The organism is Ruegeria sp. BF6 (assembly GCF_056538665.1).
The window spans coordinates 1-16213 of record NZ_JBQFTN010000019.1 but is presented as its reverse complement, the minus strand read 5'-3'; the positions used below and the strand labels follow the sequence as shown (position 1 = coordinate 16213).

19 protein-coding genes, 1 other RNA gene and 1 riboswitch are annotated in these 16213 nt (G+C 59.7%); of the genes, 11 read left to right on the top strand and 9 right to left on the bottom strand.

Going from position 1 to position 16213, the window contains the following annotated elements; genetic code table 11:
* Positions 1–10 precede the first annotated feature (10 nt).
* Genes ACR0IM_RS21880 through nudC form a run of 3 tightly spaced genes read right to left on the bottom strand, consistent with a single transcriptional unit; the run spans position 11 to position 1979 of the window.
* Entirely contained in the window at positions 11–502 is a 492-nt protein-coding gene (locus ACR0IM_RS21880; protein ID WP_480683227.1) for an N-acetyltransferase family protein, read from the bottom strand.
* On the bottom strand, positions 492–959 hold the full coding sequence (locus ACR0IM_RS21875) for an SRPBCC family protein (protein ID WP_480683226.1): 468 nt from the start codon (positions 957–959) through the stop codon (positions 492–494). The genes ACR0IM_RS21880 and ACR0IM_RS21875 overlap by 11 nt, the downstream gene beginning before the upstream one ends.
* Before the next feature lie 39 nt (positions 960–998).
* Positions 999–1979, bottom strand: coding sequence for an NAD(+) diphosphatase (gene nudC / locus ACR0IM_RS21870; RefSeq protein WP_480683225.1), 981 nt, complete (start codon positions 1977–1979; stop codon positions 999–1001).
* A 175-nt stretch (positions 1980–2154) separates the two neighbouring features.
* On the opposite strand from nudC, the gene ACR0IM_RS21865 reads away from it, so the two are divergent.
* Positions 2155–4035 (top strand): bifunctional 2',3'-cyclic-nucleotide 2'-phosphodiesterase/3'-nucleotidase, encoded by a 1881-nt coding sequence (locus ACR0IM_RS21865; RefSeq protein WP_480683223.1) that lies wholly within the window; start codon positions 2155–2157, stop codon positions 4033–4035.
* 39 nt (positions 4036–4074) lie between these two features.
* Positions 4075–4173, top strand: an RNA gene (gene ffs / locus ACR0IM_RS21860) — signal recognition particle sRNA small type.
* Positions 4174–4212: 39 nt separating this feature from the next.
* Here ffs and ACR0IM_RS21855 read toward each other — a convergent pair.
* Positions 4213–5070 (bottom strand): alpha/beta hydrolase family protein, encoded by an 858-nt coding sequence (locus ACR0IM_RS21855; protein ID WP_480683222.1) that lies wholly within the window; start codon positions 5068–5070, stop codon positions 4213–4215.
* 141 nt (positions 5071–5211) lie between these two features.
* A riboswitch (cobalamin riboswitch) is annotated at positions 5212–5433 on the top strand.
* 81 nt (positions 5434–5514) lie between these two features.
* Between ACR0IM_RS21855 and ACR0IM_RS21850 the strand changes: the two genes are divergently transcribed.
* Positions 5515–5922 carry a hypothetical protein gene (locus tag ACR0IM_RS21850; protein WP_480683221.1) on the top strand — a complete coding sequence of 136 codons (408 nt, stop codon included), beginning with the start codon at positions 5515–5517 and terminating at the stop codon, positions 5920–5922.
* Position 5923: 1 nt separating this feature from the next.
* Here the strand turns inward: ACR0IM_RS21850 and ACR0IM_RS21845 are convergent, their stop codons facing one another.
* Positions 5924–6427, bottom strand: coding sequence for a protein-tyrosine phosphatase family protein (locus ACR0IM_RS21845; protein ID WP_480683220.1), 504 nt, complete (start codon positions 6425–6427; stop codon positions 5924–5926).
* 133 nt (positions 6428–6560) lie between these two features.
* Between ACR0IM_RS21845 and ACR0IM_RS21840 the strand changes: the two genes are divergently transcribed.
* From ACR0IM_RS21840 to recR, 4 genes are all read left to right on the top strand, one after another.
* On the top strand, positions 6561–8312 hold the full coding sequence (locus tag ACR0IM_RS21840; protein WP_480683219.1) for a DNA polymerase III subunit gamma/tau: 1752 nt from the start codon (positions 6561–6563) through the stop codon (positions 8310–8312).
* An 86-nt stretch (positions 8313–8398) separates the two neighbouring features.
* The gene (locus ACR0IM_RS21835) at positions 8399–8686 is read left to right on the top strand and encodes a hypothetical protein (protein WP_475211595.1); all 288 of its coding nucleotides are present in this window, start codon (positions 8399–8401) and stop codon (positions 8684–8686) included.
* 11 nt (positions 8687–8697) lie between these two features.
* Positions 8698–9042 (top strand): YbaB/EbfC family nucleoid-associated protein, encoded by a 345-nt coding sequence (locus ACR0IM_RS21830; RefSeq protein ID WP_475211596.1) that lies wholly within the window; start codon positions 8698–8700, stop codon positions 9040–9042.
* 64 nt (positions 9043–9106) lie between these two features.
* Positions 9107–9700, top strand: a complete 594-nt coding sequence (gene recR / locus ACR0IM_RS21825; RefSeq protein WP_170328853.1) for a recombination mediator RecR — start codon at positions 9107–9109, stop codon at positions 9698–9700.
* 20 nt (positions 9701–9720) lie between these two features.
* Here recR and ACR0IM_RS21820 read toward each other — a convergent pair whose 3' ends face one another.
* Positions 9721–10389, bottom strand: coding sequence for a hypothetical protein (locus ACR0IM_RS21820; RefSeq protein ID WP_480683218.1), 669 nt, complete (start codon positions 10387–10389; stop codon positions 9721–9723).
* A 194-nt stretch (positions 10390–10583) separates the two neighbouring features.
* Between ACR0IM_RS21820 and ACR0IM_RS21815 the strand changes: the two genes are divergently transcribed.
* Positions 10584–11072: a hypothetical protein gene (locus tag ACR0IM_RS21815; protein WP_480683217.1), complete on the top strand. Its 489-nt coding sequence runs from the start codon at positions 10584–10586 to the stop codon at positions 11070–11072.
* On the opposite strand, the gene ACR0IM_RS21810 is transcribed toward ACR0IM_RS21815, so the two are convergent.
* Positions 11069–11698 carry a ribonuclease T2 family protein gene (locus ACR0IM_RS21810; RefSeq protein ID WP_480683216.1) on the bottom strand — a complete coding sequence of 210 codons (630 nt, stop codon included), beginning with the start codon at positions 11696–11698 and terminating at the stop codon, positions 11069–11071. The two genes, ACR0IM_RS21815 and ACR0IM_RS21810, sit on opposite strands and share 4 nt — an antisense overlap.
* Positions 11699–11828: 130 nt before the next feature.
* On the opposite strand from ACR0IM_RS21810, the gene ACR0IM_RS21805 reads away from it, so the two are divergent.
* The gene (locus ACR0IM_RS21805; RefSeq protein ID WP_480595484.1) at positions 11829–12590 is read left to right on the top strand and encodes a DUF1013 domain-containing protein; all 762 of its coding nucleotides are present in this window, start codon (positions 11829–11831) and stop codon (positions 12588–12590) included.
* Positions 12591–12629: 39 nt separating this feature from the next.
* Positions 12630–13034 (top strand): hypothetical protein, encoded by a 405-nt coding sequence (locus ACR0IM_RS21800; RefSeq protein WP_480643178.1) that lies wholly within the window; start codon positions 12630–12632, stop codon positions 13032–13034.
* A 38-nt stretch (positions 13035–13072) separates the two neighbouring features.
* Here ACR0IM_RS21800 and ACR0IM_RS21795 read toward each other — a convergent pair whose 3' ends face one another.
* Positions 13073–14104, bottom strand: a complete 1032-nt coding sequence (locus ACR0IM_RS21795; protein WP_480643177.1) for a permease — start codon at positions 14102–14104, stop codon at positions 13073–13075.
* Positions 14097–14405, bottom strand: coding sequence for an ArsR/SmtB family transcription factor (locus ACR0IM_RS21790; RefSeq protein ID WP_058283064.1), 309 nt, complete (start codon positions 14403–14405; stop codon positions 14097–14099). The genes ACR0IM_RS21795 and ACR0IM_RS21790 overlap by 8 nt, the downstream gene beginning before the upstream one ends.
* A 135-nt stretch (positions 14406–14540) precedes the next feature.
* Here ACR0IM_RS21790 and pdxR point away from each other — a divergent pair, with 135 nt between their 5' ends.
* Positions 14541–16001, top strand: coding sequence for a MocR-like pyridoxine biosynthesis transcription factor PdxR (gene pdxR / locus ACR0IM_RS21785; RefSeq protein ID WP_480595481.1), 1461 nt, complete (start codon positions 14541–14543; stop codon positions 15999–16001).
* The last annotated feature ends 212 nt before the right edge of the window (positions 16002–16213 follow it).

Sequence of the window (16213 nt, the reverse complement as noted above, 5' to 3'; positions counted from 1 at the left end):
TCTTGAAATATCAGCTGATACTGTAGGTCTTGCAGACAGAGTCGTCGTGCGACCTGTAGTCGATGAAACCCATGGCCGCATAATAGGCCAGACCTTCTAAATTTGTTGCGGCAATGGTCGCGTCAATCGCAGGAAGTCCTATTGCTCTTGCCACTTCCAGTGTCGCTTCAAACAAGCATCGCCCAATGCCTTGGCGCGCGGCAGAGGGGCGAACATGCGTTCCGATGACACCCCAATCGACAGGTGCACCGTAAGGGTTGTTTTCCACCGCTCGCTTCAACGATTGAAACCCCAGAATGCGCGCGCCTGAAAGTGCCACGTGGCATTTTATCTGTTCCGGGTGGGCCACATAATGCGCTTTAGCGAATTCCGGATCGCAAGGTTTACTGCGCTTACCAGCGGCTGCAATCTCCCGCAAAACCTCTGAGATACCCTCGGCGTCATCCACACCCGCCTGCCTGACAATCAGGTTTTCCATCGCCTTGCCCTTTTCAGCCGCCATGCAAATGGCGCTCTTCCATCTCACGGGCGAACTCGCTGAGCCGTAACTGAAACTGCCGCCGGAACCGCGCTTGTCCCAACCGCAACGATTGCAGCAACAGCCGCGCAGGCAGGGATCTGGCCGCAAGCGACATGTCGACACTCAGACGGGTGCGGCGCTGCGACAGGGCCAGTAATTCGATGATCGTCACCCCGTTCATGCCCTTACTCACCGCGTCGAACCGCAATAGTGACGGTGGGTCGCATTCGGCCATCTCAATCGCGATTTGGCGAGGCTTGCCGCGCAGCTTGAACTCGGTTTCCCACTGCGTACCCGGCACCACCCCCATATGGCCCGACAGGCGCCGCACTTCGATTCCGCGACGCATGGCCATACGCTCGAACCGCTCAAAATCGGCGACCATTTCGAACACAGCATTGATCGGAGCTTCGATGTCTTCGCGCGCGGTAAACTGCATGACGGTTCGTGGTTCTCTTTGCTTCCAGCCTAGTATCTGTCAGTCAAGAGTATCCGCAAGCCAGTTTTGCAACAGGAAATGCGCAATGGCGCCCTTGCGGGCTGGCAGCAGCTTCGGATGCTCTCCTGCAAAGGCCTGCATCATCTCGGGCTTGCTTACCCACATCGCATCTTCGATTTCCACCGGATCAATGGTGATCTCGCGCGACAGCGCCTCACCCGCGCAGCCAAACATCAATGAGGCCGGAAACGGCCAGGGCTGGCTGGACAGATAACTGACCGCACCGACGGGCACGCCTACCTCTTCCATCACTTCGCGCCGGACCGCCGCCTCCAGTGTTTCTCCGGGTTCGACGAAGCCCGCCAGCAGTGAGTACATTCCCTCGGGCCAGCCTGGAGATCGCCCAATCAGCACCGAATCTCCGTGCGTGATCAACATGATGACTACCGGGTCGGTGCGCGGGAAATGTTGCCCGCCGCAGGACGGACAACTGCGCTGCCACCCGGCTTGTGATATTTCGCTGGCGGCACCGCAGCGTGCACAGAACCGGTGGGTTTCATGCCATCCGATCACCGCCTTGGCAGCTGCGGCCAGTTCCGCGTCCCGGGCGGACAGGCGCGTCATGATCCGGCGCAGTTCGGCAAAGACATGGCCTCGGGGCAAGTCGGGATGTTGCTGCTCTGTCCGATCAACAAATGCTCCCAACTGCGACATGTCCAGCCCCTCGGGGGACCAGTTCGAGATATCGAGCGCAAAAACCGGATCTCCGTCCGAGAGACCCAGAAACACGGGTTCCTCCACTCTGCCGCCCGGTCCGTTCTGCACCAATCCGTGCGTCATGGGGATCAGACCCAGCCGATCCAGCGCCTTGCCCCGAACCAGTGGCTTTCCTCGCCACAGCAGCATGCAGGACGCCTGCGGATGGGCGCGCATCCGCGCAAGCTGGTCCGCGTCCCCCCGGATATGCGCCGCACGATCCAGGCCCGAGCTGCCAAACGTCACAAGTTCCGCATGTTTCATAAGTGTTCCTTTGGGTCGTCGGCACAGGGCTGCCACGGCTGCAGCCGCGTTGCAATGGCAATTCCAAACAGCCGGAAACCTGCGGTCGTCAAATGATCGCAGTCACACCTTAAATGTTGCGCCTAATATACTTTTTGGGGAAAATGCTTTACATATAACTGCCAAAAGTAGAAATTTGTCACACCCCATTCATCTGCCGCGCCCTGTCTTGAAGATACGGATATTGGCAACCTCCGATCTGCATATGAATCTGAGCGGCTTCGACTACTACTCTGACGCCCCGGAACCCACGATTGGGTTTACGCGCACCGCCAGTCTGATCCGGGCTGCGCGGAACGAGGCGGTGGCGGCTGGCGCGCTGGTTCTGCTGTTCGACAACGGAGATTCGCTGCAAGGCACACCAATCGGGGAATGGGCTGCGGAACCGGCCAATGCGCCGCATATTCTGATGCAGGCCTTTGGTGATCTGGACTATGACGCCATCGGGCTGGGCAACCATGATTTCGGCTTTGGACTAGAGGTTCTGGATCGAGTTCTGGCCGACGCTCCCTGCGCGGTGGTGTGCAGCAATGTGCAAAGAAGGAATGCCGATCCTCTCTGGCACAGCCATGCAATCCTGACGCGTACAGTCCCGTACCAGGACCAGCAGGTTACGCTGAAAATCGGAGTGCTTTCAGTGCTTCCCCCTCAGACCGCCAAATGGGAGGCGCACCGGTTGCAGGACCGGGTCACCGTTGGCGATATCCTGACCTGCGCCCGCAACAAGGTGCGGGACTTGCACGCAGAGGGCTGTGATCTGATCCTTGCGCTGGCGCATACGGGGTTGGGATCGCCCTTTGCGGAACCCGATTTGGAAAACGCGATCATCCCGATGGCTGCCATCGACGGCATCGACGTCCTGATCGCCGGGCATTCCCACCTGACTCTGCCCGGTCCCGTGCATGAGGGGCTGAACAATGTCGATGCAGCCCGGGGGCGGGTACACGGGAAACCGGTGGTCATGCCGGGCCCGGCCGGATCGAATCTGGGGGTGATTGACCTGAACCTCCGCAAGGCGGATGACAGTACGTGGACGATAAAAGACCACAGCACCGAATTGCGCTCGGTTTGCCCGACCCGGTCTGGCGGAGAGGCCCATCCGGTTGCGGAAGACCCTGAATTACTGCGGCTTTTCGCCAAAGGCCATTTGGAAACGCGCCGTCAAACGGCTCAACCGGTGGGCCGAACCGATCAGCACCTGCACAGCTATTTCAGCTTTTGCGTTGAGGATAGAGGGCTTGCTTTGGCCGCAGCGGCGCAGGCGGCGGCTCTGCGCCCGTATCTGCAGGGATCGCCCGTTGCGGAGTTGCCCGTTCTGTCCGCGATGGCGCCTTCAAAATTCGGAGGACGCGCCGGGCCGCGGTTTTATACGGATGTGCCACCTGGACAGGTATTCCTGCGTCATATCAACGACCTGTATGTTTTTCCCAACGAATTGCAGGCCGTTGTCGTTAATGGCGCGCAGATCGGCGATTGGCTGGAAATGTCGGCAAGCGTGTTCAACCAGATCAAACCGGGGTTCGAAACCGACCTGGTCGACCCCAGCCGGGCCGGGCATAATTTCGATGTTCTGCAAGGGTTGAGCTATCAGATCGACCTCTCGCAACCTCCACGCTTTGACGCCTCAGGTCATCTGAGCGCCTCTGCACATCGCCGTGTTCACGACATCCGATTAGAGGGCCGTCCCGTAACACCCGACAAGCGCTTTGTCGTTGCGGTGAGCAATTACCGAGCCAGCGGGGGCGGCTATTTCCCTTTTGTCGACCAGGCCGAGCCGATCCCGCTGCCTGCACAACCCGTTCAGCACATATTGCGAGACTACGTCTCGGGTGCCCTGCCACGGGACCCGCTGGAAAAAGCGCCCCGCGCCTTTCAGTTTGCTCCATTTCCCGGCGCGACAACCTTGCTCAGAACCGGTCCGAAGGCCCGCGATCACATTGCTGAACTAGAGGAATACACCCCACATCTGATCGGTGCAGACGATGACGGCTTTCTGCTGATCCGTTTGACACTCTGACGGGTTGTCATTTCCGCGTCTGTTGCCTATATCGTGCGTTGAGAGGTTGGCGCGGGCGAGCGCCTCGCCAACCTGGTCAGGTCCGGAAGGAAGCAGCCACAACGAGCCCCGCTTGGGTCGATGTCCAACCTCTCACTTCCTCCCTGTAGCAAACGTAAAGCGCCAGAATCGGCGAAGTCATGCAATCAGCCGTGGCCAAAGGACTGCGTTGCGGCGGGCAAAAGCGCCGATGTGCCCAACTTCCGACAAGCCAAATTCACCGGGTGACAACAGGTGACGTCGCGCATCTGGGCCGTACAGATCGGCCAATCGCCACACCGCATTGGGTGGCACCACATCATCATCCTCGAAGGTAAACAGGTCCACGGGCGTCCCTGACTGCGCCCAGCGCGCATCAGGCAAGGAGGTCCCGATCTCGGGCAGGTAGTTGCGCGGTGCGGTGCACCACCGCCGCCACTGCCAATATACCGATGCCGGCAGGTCCGCCCCGAACCCCAGCGCCTTGCCAGGAAGGTACCCCAGGGCTTTCACCGCCAAGGGAGCGTGACCATACCAGAACAGCAAAGCCAGCGCCCGATACGGCCAGGGGTGATCCGATACCGTTACAGGGCCAGAACAGACGCAGATCATGCGGTCGATCTGATCGACGTCGGGCTGAATCGGCCCCAGCATCCCGCCGACTGAGTGTCCGATGCTCCACTGCTGCGCATCGGGGAACCTGCGCCGCATTTCAGCCCGGGCCGCGGGCATGTCGACCAAGGCCCAGTCGGCCATCTTGACCCGTGATGCTTTCAGCGACCCGTTCAGAGAATGGCCGAAATCGCTGTAGTCGTAAGTCAGACAGGCCATCCCCCTCTCGGCAGCCAGCCAGCGGGCAAAATGCTGGTAATAATCTCTCGGTACGCCGGTAGCACCGTGAATGACTACGGCCACCCGGGGCGCGGACGCTGGCAGATAAAGGCGCGCCGACAAGGAACCCGTGCCGGACGGAAACTGAAAGTCCTCGGTCGAATCGGTTTGTGCAGTGTCCAGCATGGTTCGGTCTCCGGATTTTGAACCGATTGGTTCACTTTCTCCAGTCCGCAGTGTTTCTCGCCACAAGTCAACAGTGACCGTACATGACCACACGTCCGCTTGGCCGTGCAAATTGCCCGCTTGACTCGGCTCGCCCGTACCCGCTAGCGATGGCGTGATGGTTCTCGACCCCGATCGCGGGGCGAGATGAAAAGGGAACACGGTGCGGTTCTGCCCCGGTTATACCGGAACGAACCAAGGCCGCGACTGCCCCCGCAACTGTAAGCGGTGAGCAATGCCGAAATACCACTGGCCGAAAGGCTGGGAAGGTCGGCAACGCGATGACCCGCAAGTCAGGAGACCTGCCATCGAACCGAAACCGAAACTCGGGCGGGGTGTCCGGGCAGGTTGTCAGCATGCTGTCACACCTGATCTACGCCCCGTCCTACGCGCGGAGGGCGCACAATGATCTGGAAGACAAAGACCCACGAATACTCGGCCACCGTATGCCAGCGAACCGGCAAGACCTGCCCAGCTTTGGCACGGGTCGCGCGTGTCATTACACAGGCGATAGAGACCGCCGCACCTGCAACAACCCCCGATTTTCAGGTCGAAGGCAGCAGTGAACTGACCCATTGCCCCGAAGGTTGCACCGCCCGATTTTGCGCACGGCCTGATCAGATTCGGATCTTTTGCGGCACGGACTCCGACGTTTCCACCGATTCACTTGATAGGTATGCCGACATGATGTTCGCGGATGTGTTCAGCTCTCTGCCCGCCGATGTTATGGCCAGCCCACCCTGCGCGATGCTCGAGGTTTTATTGCTGGCCGCAAGTCCGGTTGCGCAACCGGAGCAGCACGCGGCGCTCTAAGCTAGCTGCCCTTTCGGGCGCTGGCCGCCTGCGCCGCCCATTGCAACTGGCCGTCGGTTTCAACGGCGCAGGCCCGTACGGCGCGCAGACGTTTCAGCGCTGCCTCGGGCTGTTCGCCCTGTTCGACCATAAGGCGCAAAGCGACCATGCCAGACCGGCCACAGCCACCCCGGCAATGCACCAACACCCGCCCTCCTCGGGACAGGACTTGTGCCGCCGCTGCGCTGACCTCGGCCCATGCGGCCCGAACCTCTGGCGGTGGCGCGCCAAAATCCGCGACTGGCAGATGCGCCCACCCGATGGCGGCGATGCGAAGATCGTCACCGAATCCGGCGGCACCTTCCTCCAGCATCTCAACCTCGGTGGTCATGGAAACCACCAAATCCGGCTGCCAGTCCCGGATGGTACGAAGATCCTGCAGGTAGTTGCCACCGCGCCCCGGGATTGGTGAAAGGGCAACCGTGCCATTTCCCACCTGCACGGCGTGAATCGCAAAGAGTCTCAAAAGGTGGCCCTCCTGCGAACGTTTCTACGATGCGTAAACTGTCCTGCAAACCGAATTTCGACTACAGCGGCGGTGGACGCGGGCGGCAGGGGTCTCTACGCTGCATTCCTGAACCGAATCCGACAGAGCAGACATGAACGACACGCCAAGCCCCGCCTATCAGGTTCTTGCCCGCAAATACCGCCCCGAAACCTTTACCGATCTCGTCGGTCAGGATGCGATGGTTCGCACGCTGAAAAATGCGTTCGAGGCCGACCGGATCGCACAGGCCTTCATCATGACCGGCATTCGCGGCACGGGTAAGACCACCACGGCGCGGATCATCGCCAAGGGCATGAACTGCATCGGCCCCGATGGCCAGGGCAAGCCGACCACGGAACCCTGCGGCCAGTGTGAACATTGCGTGGCCATCATGGAAGGCCGCCATGTGGACGTGATGGAGATGGACGCCGCCAGCCGCACCGGCGTCAACGACATCCGCGAGATCATCGACAGTGTCCGCTACCGCGCCGCCTCGGCCCGCTACAAGATTTACATCATTGACGAGGTCCACATGCTCTCGACCAGCGCCTTTAACGCGTTGCTCAAGACGCTTGAGGAACCGCCCGAGCATGTGAAATTCATCTTTGCCACCACCGAGATCCGCAAGGTGCCGGTCACGGTGCTGTCCCGCTGCCAGCGTTTTGATCTGCGCCGGATCGAACCCGAGGACATGATCGGACTGCTGCGCAAGATCGCCGATGCCGAGGGCGCACAGATCGCCGAGGACGCGCTGGCGCTGATCACCCGCGCTGCCGAGGGCTCTGCCCGTGACGCAACCTCGCTGCTGGATCAGGCGATCAGCCACGGGGCGGGCGAGACCAGCGCCGATCAGGTGCGTGCCATGCTGGGTCTGGCCGATCGGGGCCGGGTACTGGACCTGATCGACATGATCCTGCGCGGCGATGCCGCCGCCGCACTGACCGAACTCAGCGCTCAATATGCCGAAGGGGCCGATCCGCTGGCGGTGCTGCGCGATCTGGCCGAGATCACCCACTGGGTATCAGTGGTCAAGATCACCCCGGATGCAGCCGAGGACCCGACCGTTTCACCGGATGAGCGCGCCCGCGGTCAACAGATGGCTGAGGCCCTGCCTATGCGCGTGCTGACCCGGATGTGGCAAATGCTGCTGAAAGCGCTCGAAGAAGTCTCGGCGGCTCCGAATGCCATGATGGCTGCCGAGATGGCCGTGATCCGCCTGACCCACGTGGCCGACCTGCCGAGCCCGGAAGAACTGATCAAACGGCTGCAAGACGCACCGTCGCCCCCGCCGAACGGAGGCCCCGGTGGCGGCATGGCCGTACCGTCTCATGCGCCTGCACAGCCAGCTCCTGCTTCGTATACCACAACAGCGCGCGGCCCTGCTGGCGCACCCACCGCCGCGCTGGCCCAAGACACCCAAGCAGCCCTTGCGCGCTATCCTAGCTTTGACCATGTCGTGGAACTAATCCGCACAAACCGCGACGTGAAACTGTTGGTCGAAGTTGAAAATGGCGTCCGCCTCGTATCCTACCAACCCGGCCGGATCGAGTTCACACCGACGGATAACGCCCCCACCGATCTGGCCGCCCGGATCGGTTCGGCACTACAGCGGTGGACCGGAAACCGCTGGGCGGTGTCCATCGTCGCCGATGGGGAAGCGGCAACCATCGCCGAGGTCCGTGACGCAGCTGATCTGGCATTGAAGGCGCAGGCCGAGCAGCACCCTTTGGTGCAGGCCGTCCTGATGCAGTTTCCCAAAGCGCGCATTAAACGGATTGAGACACCGGAAGAACGCGCTGCCAAGGTCGAAACCGAAGCCCTGCCCGAGGTGGAAGACGAATGGGATCCCTTCGAGGAGGATTGATCCTCTCTTTTGCAGCTTCAAGTGCGATGGCCGAGGTATGCGATAAAGAAAGACCGCTGTGGGACCCGACGTCAGGACCTGCGTCCATGCTTGACGAGTTCGTGGCACTGGCCCTCAACCCGTTGATCGTAGTTCTTGTGAGTCTCAGCCTGATCGCGATCACAGGAAATCGACGTGTTATCAAGTGGGTGATCGCCGCGCTGTGGTTCCTTGCTGCCATTGTGGTTAGCGGGGATTATTATGGCCCCGTATTGGACGATGTCAGATGGGAAGCAATGCGCGAAGGTTGCATTGGATCTCCCCTCTTGTTCCTTGGGCTGGCAATTGCGATATGTGCCACACTCATTCACGGCGCTCTGCGCCCCCGCAATTAGGAGAAAGAACAATGCTCAAAGGACTCGGCGGTCTGGGCGATATGGCCAAGATGATGAAATCAGCGCAGGATTTGCAGGCCAAGATGACGGATATGCAGGAAGAGCTAAACAACCTGATGGTTGTCGGCGAATCCGGCGCAGGTCTGGTCAAGGCGACCGCCACTGCCAAGGGTGAGCTCAAAGGTCTGGACATCGACCCGTCGATCTTCAATGGCGACGACAAGGAAGTGGTCGAAGACCTGATCCTGGCCGCCATCAAAGACGCGCAGACCAAAGCGGCCGAGCGTTCTCAGGCCGAGATGGCAAAACTGACCGAAAGCATGGGTCTGCCCGCAGACATCAAACTGCCGTTCTGATAGACACTCCTGACGGAAAACCGGCCGGGCACCCCTGCCCGGCCCTTTTGCAGGAGCATTCGCGGTGAGCTCGAACAGCGATATCGACAATCTGATCGACCTGATGGCCAAGCTGCCGGGCCTCGGGCCCCGCTCGGCCCGTCGCGCCGTGCTGCACCTGATCCGCAAACGCGCCCTATTGCTGACACCGCTATCTGACGCGATGCAGCAGGTTGCCGTCACCGCCCGAGAATGCCTGAACTGCGGCAACGTGGGCACCACCGACATCTGTGACATCTGCGACAGCGAGGCCCGCGCGACCGGAGAACTGTGCGTGGTCGAGGACGTCGCCGACCTCTGGGCGATGGAGCGCGCCGGGGTCTTCAAAGGCCGCTATCACGTTCTGGGCGGCACATTGTCGGCACTAGACGGTGTCGGCCCGGACGAGTTGCGCATTCCCCGTCTGAAAGACCGAGTGATGGCCGAAGGGATCACCGAAGTCATCCTTGCCCTGAACGCCACCGTCGATGGCCAAACCACCGCCCATTACATCGCCGATCAGTTGGAGGGGCAGGTCCGCTTGACCTCACTGGCGCAGGGTGTGCCGATTGGGGGCGAGCTGGATTATCTGGATGACGGGACGATTACGGCAGCGTTGCGGGCGCGGAAGGAATTGTAACCGGCCGTGAGAGGCAAGCGTCAATACAAACCGCCCGGTCCATCCATGATGATTGGCGGCCCAAAATAATCCGCCGTAAAGCTGACCCTCACGCCGCCCAAGTTTTCGACCCTTAACGACAGACCAAGCGTTTCGTTTCTAAACGAACCCTTTATGTACCCATCAAAGCCCTCAATACTGCCGACCCACCCGTTTGCTTCGGACAGCCTGTGCTCCGCCCACTTCTTTAGTTCTTCAACGCGTGTCTCGTCCAATACCAGCTCGGGAGAGCTTGTGTTCTCGCAATTAAAAACACCATATCCCGCATATGGGCTGCCCTCAGTTGCGTAGGGCCAGTCAAAAACGTGCAACCGGGCCGCGAAATCACCTAAAATAAGATAGAATCCGTAGTGGTCTCCGACCTCGCCATTAGGCGTCCCGCTATTCCAAGCACTGTCACTTTTGGTCAGGAAGTAACCCAAGCAGACATCTGCGCCCCAGACCGCAAGATCCAAACTTTCAAACGGTTTCCACTCTTGATCCCAGATTGGTGGATCCAGCAGAGATGGCCCCCTTCGGCATTCGTAGGTTTCGCAATACTCTTTGGGTCCCAGTAGGTACTTTTTGTAATTTTCAGAGTCTGCTGAGGCAGACGAAACTGCTGCTGCGGCAATAGCAACAAGCACAAAAACGTTCCTGACAATCAGCATGCGAACACCCTAGCTTTAAAGTTCGAAGTACATTTGCCGGCTCATCAAAGATCAGCATTAAGTCAAAAAAGCCTCACATCTAAATCAGGTAAGTTAATGGAAAAAACTGCATCGTAACCTAATGAGCTCTTTGTTTAGCGTTACCTGTCAAATAGAGTTCGGGCTGATCTACAATTGAATTTTGGATAAAGATTATGACCCGCCTTCTCGCCCTCACCCTCGCCGCATTCACCGCAACCGCCGCCCTGTCGCAAGAACTCATCGACAAAGGCTTCGTCGAAGGCTGGAACATCATGATGGACCCCGCTCTTGGCAACGGGTGTCTGATCCAGACGGTGTATCAGGACCTCTCGGTGGTGCGCATCGGTTATGACGCTTTGGACAATCGCGGGTATTTCGCCGTCTACAACAAGGCGTGGGGCGATATCGAGCAAAGCAAAAGCTATCCGATCCGGTTCGAGCTGGACGGAAAGAGCTTTGACGCCACCGCCATCGGCTTCAATCAGCGCGACGTACCGGGCGCGACGGTGTTTTTCACTGACCGGAACTTCGTTAACGCCATCGCTCAGAACAAGACGATGACCGTCTACAACCCGGCAGGCGAAGTAGTGATGGCGATCGATCTCAATGGCACCGCCAAAGCGCTGGACTATGCGCGGGATTGCCAGAACAAAAAGCTCTAACGAATCGGATCGAACAGCGCGTCCTTGGCCGTGCAGTCGCGGATCACGTCCCGTCCGCAAGGCACCGGTTCAAGGTCGCGGGACAAGCACAGGCGAACTTCTTCAATGTAGCCCTGTTTGCAGGTGATGGTGATCATGTCCCGCTCCAGCACGGGATTGGCTTTCAGAAACGCATCCTCCACGACCGATGCGGGCAATTTGACCGTGGCGTCCAGCTTGCGGAACACATGTGGCCGCTCGACGCGGTCATAAGCTTGACGGGACAGAGCATAGTAGTCGGTCGCGCTGAGGCCCGAGCAGGTCCCGTGCTTTTTCCATTGATGCCATGCCAGGCCGGAACTGCCCTGAATATCGGTCATTTCGCGGGTCATCGCCCGCGAAGGTGGTGCCTCTGATGTGCGGCAATAAGACGGCCAACCCTGATGGTATTGTGGCCAAAGCCCGTGCAATACCCATCCGTGGTCATGGCGCGCATCGCATTGGTCCGATCCACGCGCATCACCTTCCCGCGCGCACCAGTTGGGCGACCAGCTCAGAGACAGAACATAATAGTCGAACTCTCCCGCCTTTTCGCCATCAGCCAGCGCTGCCACAGCGCTGAACACCCACAAAATTACCCAGCGCATTCGCCTCTTCCCTTCTTGCCTTTGCGCGACTATATAGGCCCCAAGTTCCCCGACAACGGAAACCTGCCCCAAGACCAAGGGGCCGCCGAATTCCGGCGACGGGATAGATGTATTTATAGGAGACGGGCTGATGGCAAAACCGCTTATGGCCAAGGCAACAGCCGTATGGCTGGTGGACAACACCACGATCAGCTTCAAGCAGATCGCGGATTTCGTAGGCATGCACGAACTTGAGGTGCAGGGCATCGCAGACGGCGACGTCGCGGCAGGCGTGAAAGGCTTTGACCCCATCGCCAACAACCAGCTGACGCAAGACGAGATCGATACCGCCCAGAACAACCCGCTTCACAAGCTGAAGCTCAAGTTCAACCCGGCTGCGTCGGGCGAAGAAAAGCGCCGTGGACCACGTTACACTCCGCTATCCAAGCGACAGGATCGTCCGAACTCGATCCTGTGGCTGGTCAAGTTCCATCCGGAACTCAGCGACGGTCAGATCGCCAAGCTGGTGGGTACCACCAAACCAACCATTCAGTCGATCCGCGAGCGCACCCATTGGAACATCTCGAACATGCAGCCGATCGACCCGGTTGCGCTGGGCCTTTGCAAACAGTCGGAACTGGACGCGATCGTTCAGAAGGCCGCTGCCAAGAAGGCAGCAGAAGGTGGCGTGATGTCTGACGACGAGCGCCGCAAGCTGGTTTCCACCGAGCAGTCGCTCGAAATGGACGCCGCACCCAAGATTCCGACCGCCATCGAAGGTCTGGAAACTTTCTCGCTGTCTGACGACCCGGCAGAAGAGGCCGAGGAAGAACCGATCATCGACGCCGACAGCTTCTTCAACCTGCCAAAGGGCGGGGCCGAGGATGAAGACGAAGACGATCTGCGCCCCTAACGCTCAGATGGCCCCGGCAGAACAGGCCGGGGTCTTTTTTTGCAGAAAACCATGCTGTCCATCCTGTCCAAAATCTTCGGCCCGCACCGTGCCGTATCGATTTACGCTTTCCTGAAAACCTGGGGTTTGCTGGTGGTTGCAATCGTTGGCACCATCATGGTGGCGACCGCATTGCTGGTACTCAATGACGATGGCAAGCACGAGCATGACTCTTTCATCACCGTTGCGGTCCTGTCGGCAACACCGATCAACGGCGACCTTAAAAACGGTGTCATCGCCTCGGTCCGTTTGCCGGATGGGTCGGCCACTTCCATCAATGAACCCAAAGAGCATGTCGCCCGAACCGTCGGCACCACAGCCTGTGTGGAAAAACGCGTCTACGTCGAAAGCGGAGAGGCACGGTACCGATTCAAACTGCCGAGCCTCTGCGAGGCTGACAAATAAGCAAAACCACCCGGTGGTCACACCGGGCGGTTTTTCCTTCAGATCACCTGAAAGATGATCCCCGCGATTATGGCACCTGTGATCCCCAACCCCAGATAAATTGCAAAAACATGGGGTTTGACCAGCGACCAGACCGCCGCCATCGCCGGGATCGAACTGACCGCGCCGGCGATCATGAACGACATCGCCGCCCCCGCGCTCATCCCCTGTTCCATCAGCCCCGCCAACAGTGGCGGCGCGACGTAAGAGTTCAGATAGGCCGGCATCCCGACCAACGCAGCGATCACGATTGGAACGATGCCTTCACCACCGACCACGCGTGCAATCAGATCGGCCGGAACATAGCTGACCAGCAGTGCCTCGAGCACGTAGGCCAGCGCCAGCCATTTCAGCAGGAACAACCCATTGTGAACAAACTCGGACCGGAACCGCTGACGACGTTCGGGCTCGTGCCAGAACAACCAGACCGGTTTGTCATCCTGCTTCGGACCACACCCACAGCACCCAGCCGGATTGTATTCACGCAGAGGTTGGGCGAATGCCCCCGAACGCATGAGACCACGCACGATGAAGCCTCCGAACAGACCCAGCGCGACAGCCGCAACGGCTTTTCCAATGGCAAACGGCCACCCCAATGCGCCCGCAGTGATCAGCAAGGTCGGTGGATCGATCAACGGAGAGCTGAGCCAGAAGGCCATCACAGCAGACAGAGGCGCGCCGAGCGCCAACAGCCCTGCGATGAACGGAATAACCTCGCAGGAACAGAACGGGGCCAACCCGCCGAACACTGCGGCAAGGAAGATCATCCGCGTTTCGCGCCCTTCAAAAGCGCGGGCAACCATGACTTCGGCCCCGGTCGCCTTGAGATAGGACAGCAACAGGACTGCGAACAGGATGTACTGACCGGTATGCGCCAGCGCCTTTCCCGCAAAGGTTACGACGTCACCCCAGTTGCCCGGGTCCAGAACGACCACGGCGGCAAGGATTGCTACGATCAAAGCCCAAGGCGTTTTGATCAGATCCAGGGCGGCCTTGGCCGAAACCTTAGGGTTTTGTGTCAACTCAGCCATCGTTCGCGGCCTTTCCCACTTCGTCAGCGCAGCACTCGGCAAGGATGAACTGCGCGAGATTTCTCAACTCGTCATAGCAGGCGCGATTGATTGTGCTGCGCCCGACTTTCTCTTGCTCAACCACGCCGCCAGCAGCCAGAAACCGCAGGTGATGCGCCAGGGTCGACGGGGCGATCCCCGTCCGCTCCTGTATCTCGCCAACCGTCAGTCCGGCCTGCCCGGCCCGTACCAACGTCCTCAGAACCTTCAGCCGGGCCTCGGACCCCATGGCCGAAAATCCTGCTGCAGCGGTCTCCCACATCGCAATTACTCCATTAAACTAGATTTTTGGTTATTTAATCAAATCCAACCATAGGGTCAACTACCTGCATCACGAATTCTCGGTAAATTCGTAAGTCCAGATTGCTCACCCCATAAGTCCAACCTATAAGACCCTATGGCAATATCGGTCGAAACCTTCTTTCTTGAGCTGAACGGGCAAGGCACACTGCAGGCGCAGATCCAGCAGATGATTGCCGAGGGCATCCTGTCCGGCAGGTTCCATGTCGGGGAAAAGCTGCCCTCGTCCCGCAAACTGGCAGCCCATCTGGGCGTCAGCAGGATCACGGTGACGCTGGCCTATACCGAGTTGCTGGCCAATGACTACCTGACAGCCAAAGGCCGGTCGGGGTATTACGTTTCGCAAAACGCGCCGGTGCCGCCGAAATACACTCCCGTCCAGCGGGGCACTGAAACTGTGGATTGGGATGGGGCGCTGGCCCGGCGGTTCTCAGGGGGCGATGTGCTGTCGAAACCGGCCGACTGGCGCAACTACCGTTATCCGTTCATCTACGGGCAAGCCGACCAGACCCTGTTTGACCACGCCAATTGGCGCCTCTGCGCCGTGCGGGCGCTGGGTCATAAGGATTTCGAGTCCCTGACCGCAGATTACGTCGATCAGGATGATCCGCTGCTGGTCGAGTTCATCGCCCGCCACACTCTGCCCCGCCGCGGTATCGCCGCCCGCCCCGAAGAGATTCTGATCACCATGGGTGCGCAGAACGCGCTGTGGCTGGCCTCGCGCATCTTGCTGACTCACAACCGAACAGCCGTGATCGAAGACCCCTGCTACTACGCCCTGCGCAACCTGTTGGAGCACTGGGATTGCGACGTAACCCCACTGCCGGTTGATCGCGACGGGCTGCCGCCGGATGCGCTGCCCGAGGACACCGACGTCATCTTCACAACACCCAGCCATCAAAGCCCGACGACCTCTACCATGCCTGTCAGCCGTCGACACAGATTGCTGGAGCGCGCACGGGAACTGGACGCGATGGTGGTCGAGGATGACTATGAATTCGAATTGGCCTTTCTGGGCGCGCCCTCCCCGGCGTTGAAGTCGATGGACCGGGACGGGCGAGTGATCTATGTGGGCAGCTTTTCGAAATCATTGTTCCCGGGATTGCGGCTTGGCTACATGGTCGGGTCCGAGCCGTTTATCCGCGAGGCGCGCGCGCTGCGGTCGCTGGTGCTGCGTCATCCGCCGGGACATATCCAGCGCACGGCGGCCTATTTCCTGTCGCTGGGCCATTACGATGCGCAGATCAGGCGCATGTCCAAGGTTCTGGCACGACGGCGCGAAGCTCTGGACAACGCGGTCGAAGAACACGGGCTGACCGTGGCCGGGCGCGGCATTCTGGGCGGGTCCTCGCTGTGGATGTCGGCCCCCGACCATATCGACACAACCCGGCTGGCACTCACCTTGCAGGACCAGAGCGTTCATATCGAGCCCGGCGTGCCGTTCTTCTCTGGACCGGATCGCCCGCAGAATTTCTACCGCCTCGGCTACTCTTCGATCCGGCAGGACCGTATCGAGCCGGGTGTGAAGCTGATCGCCGAAGCCATTCGCGAAAGCTGACACGCCTCTGGACCTATTCCGCCGCAAATTCTGGCCCTAACGCCGCCCGGTCCCTTGCGCCTAAACCATATCTAACGCTGGGCTGGTGGCTCAGCTCCACTTAGCTTTGCGCGGAGAACACACAGATGAAAATGACGACGGAAGAGGCCTTTGTTAAGGTTCTGCAGCTTCACGGTATTGAACACGCGTTTGGTATCATTGGTTCGGCGATG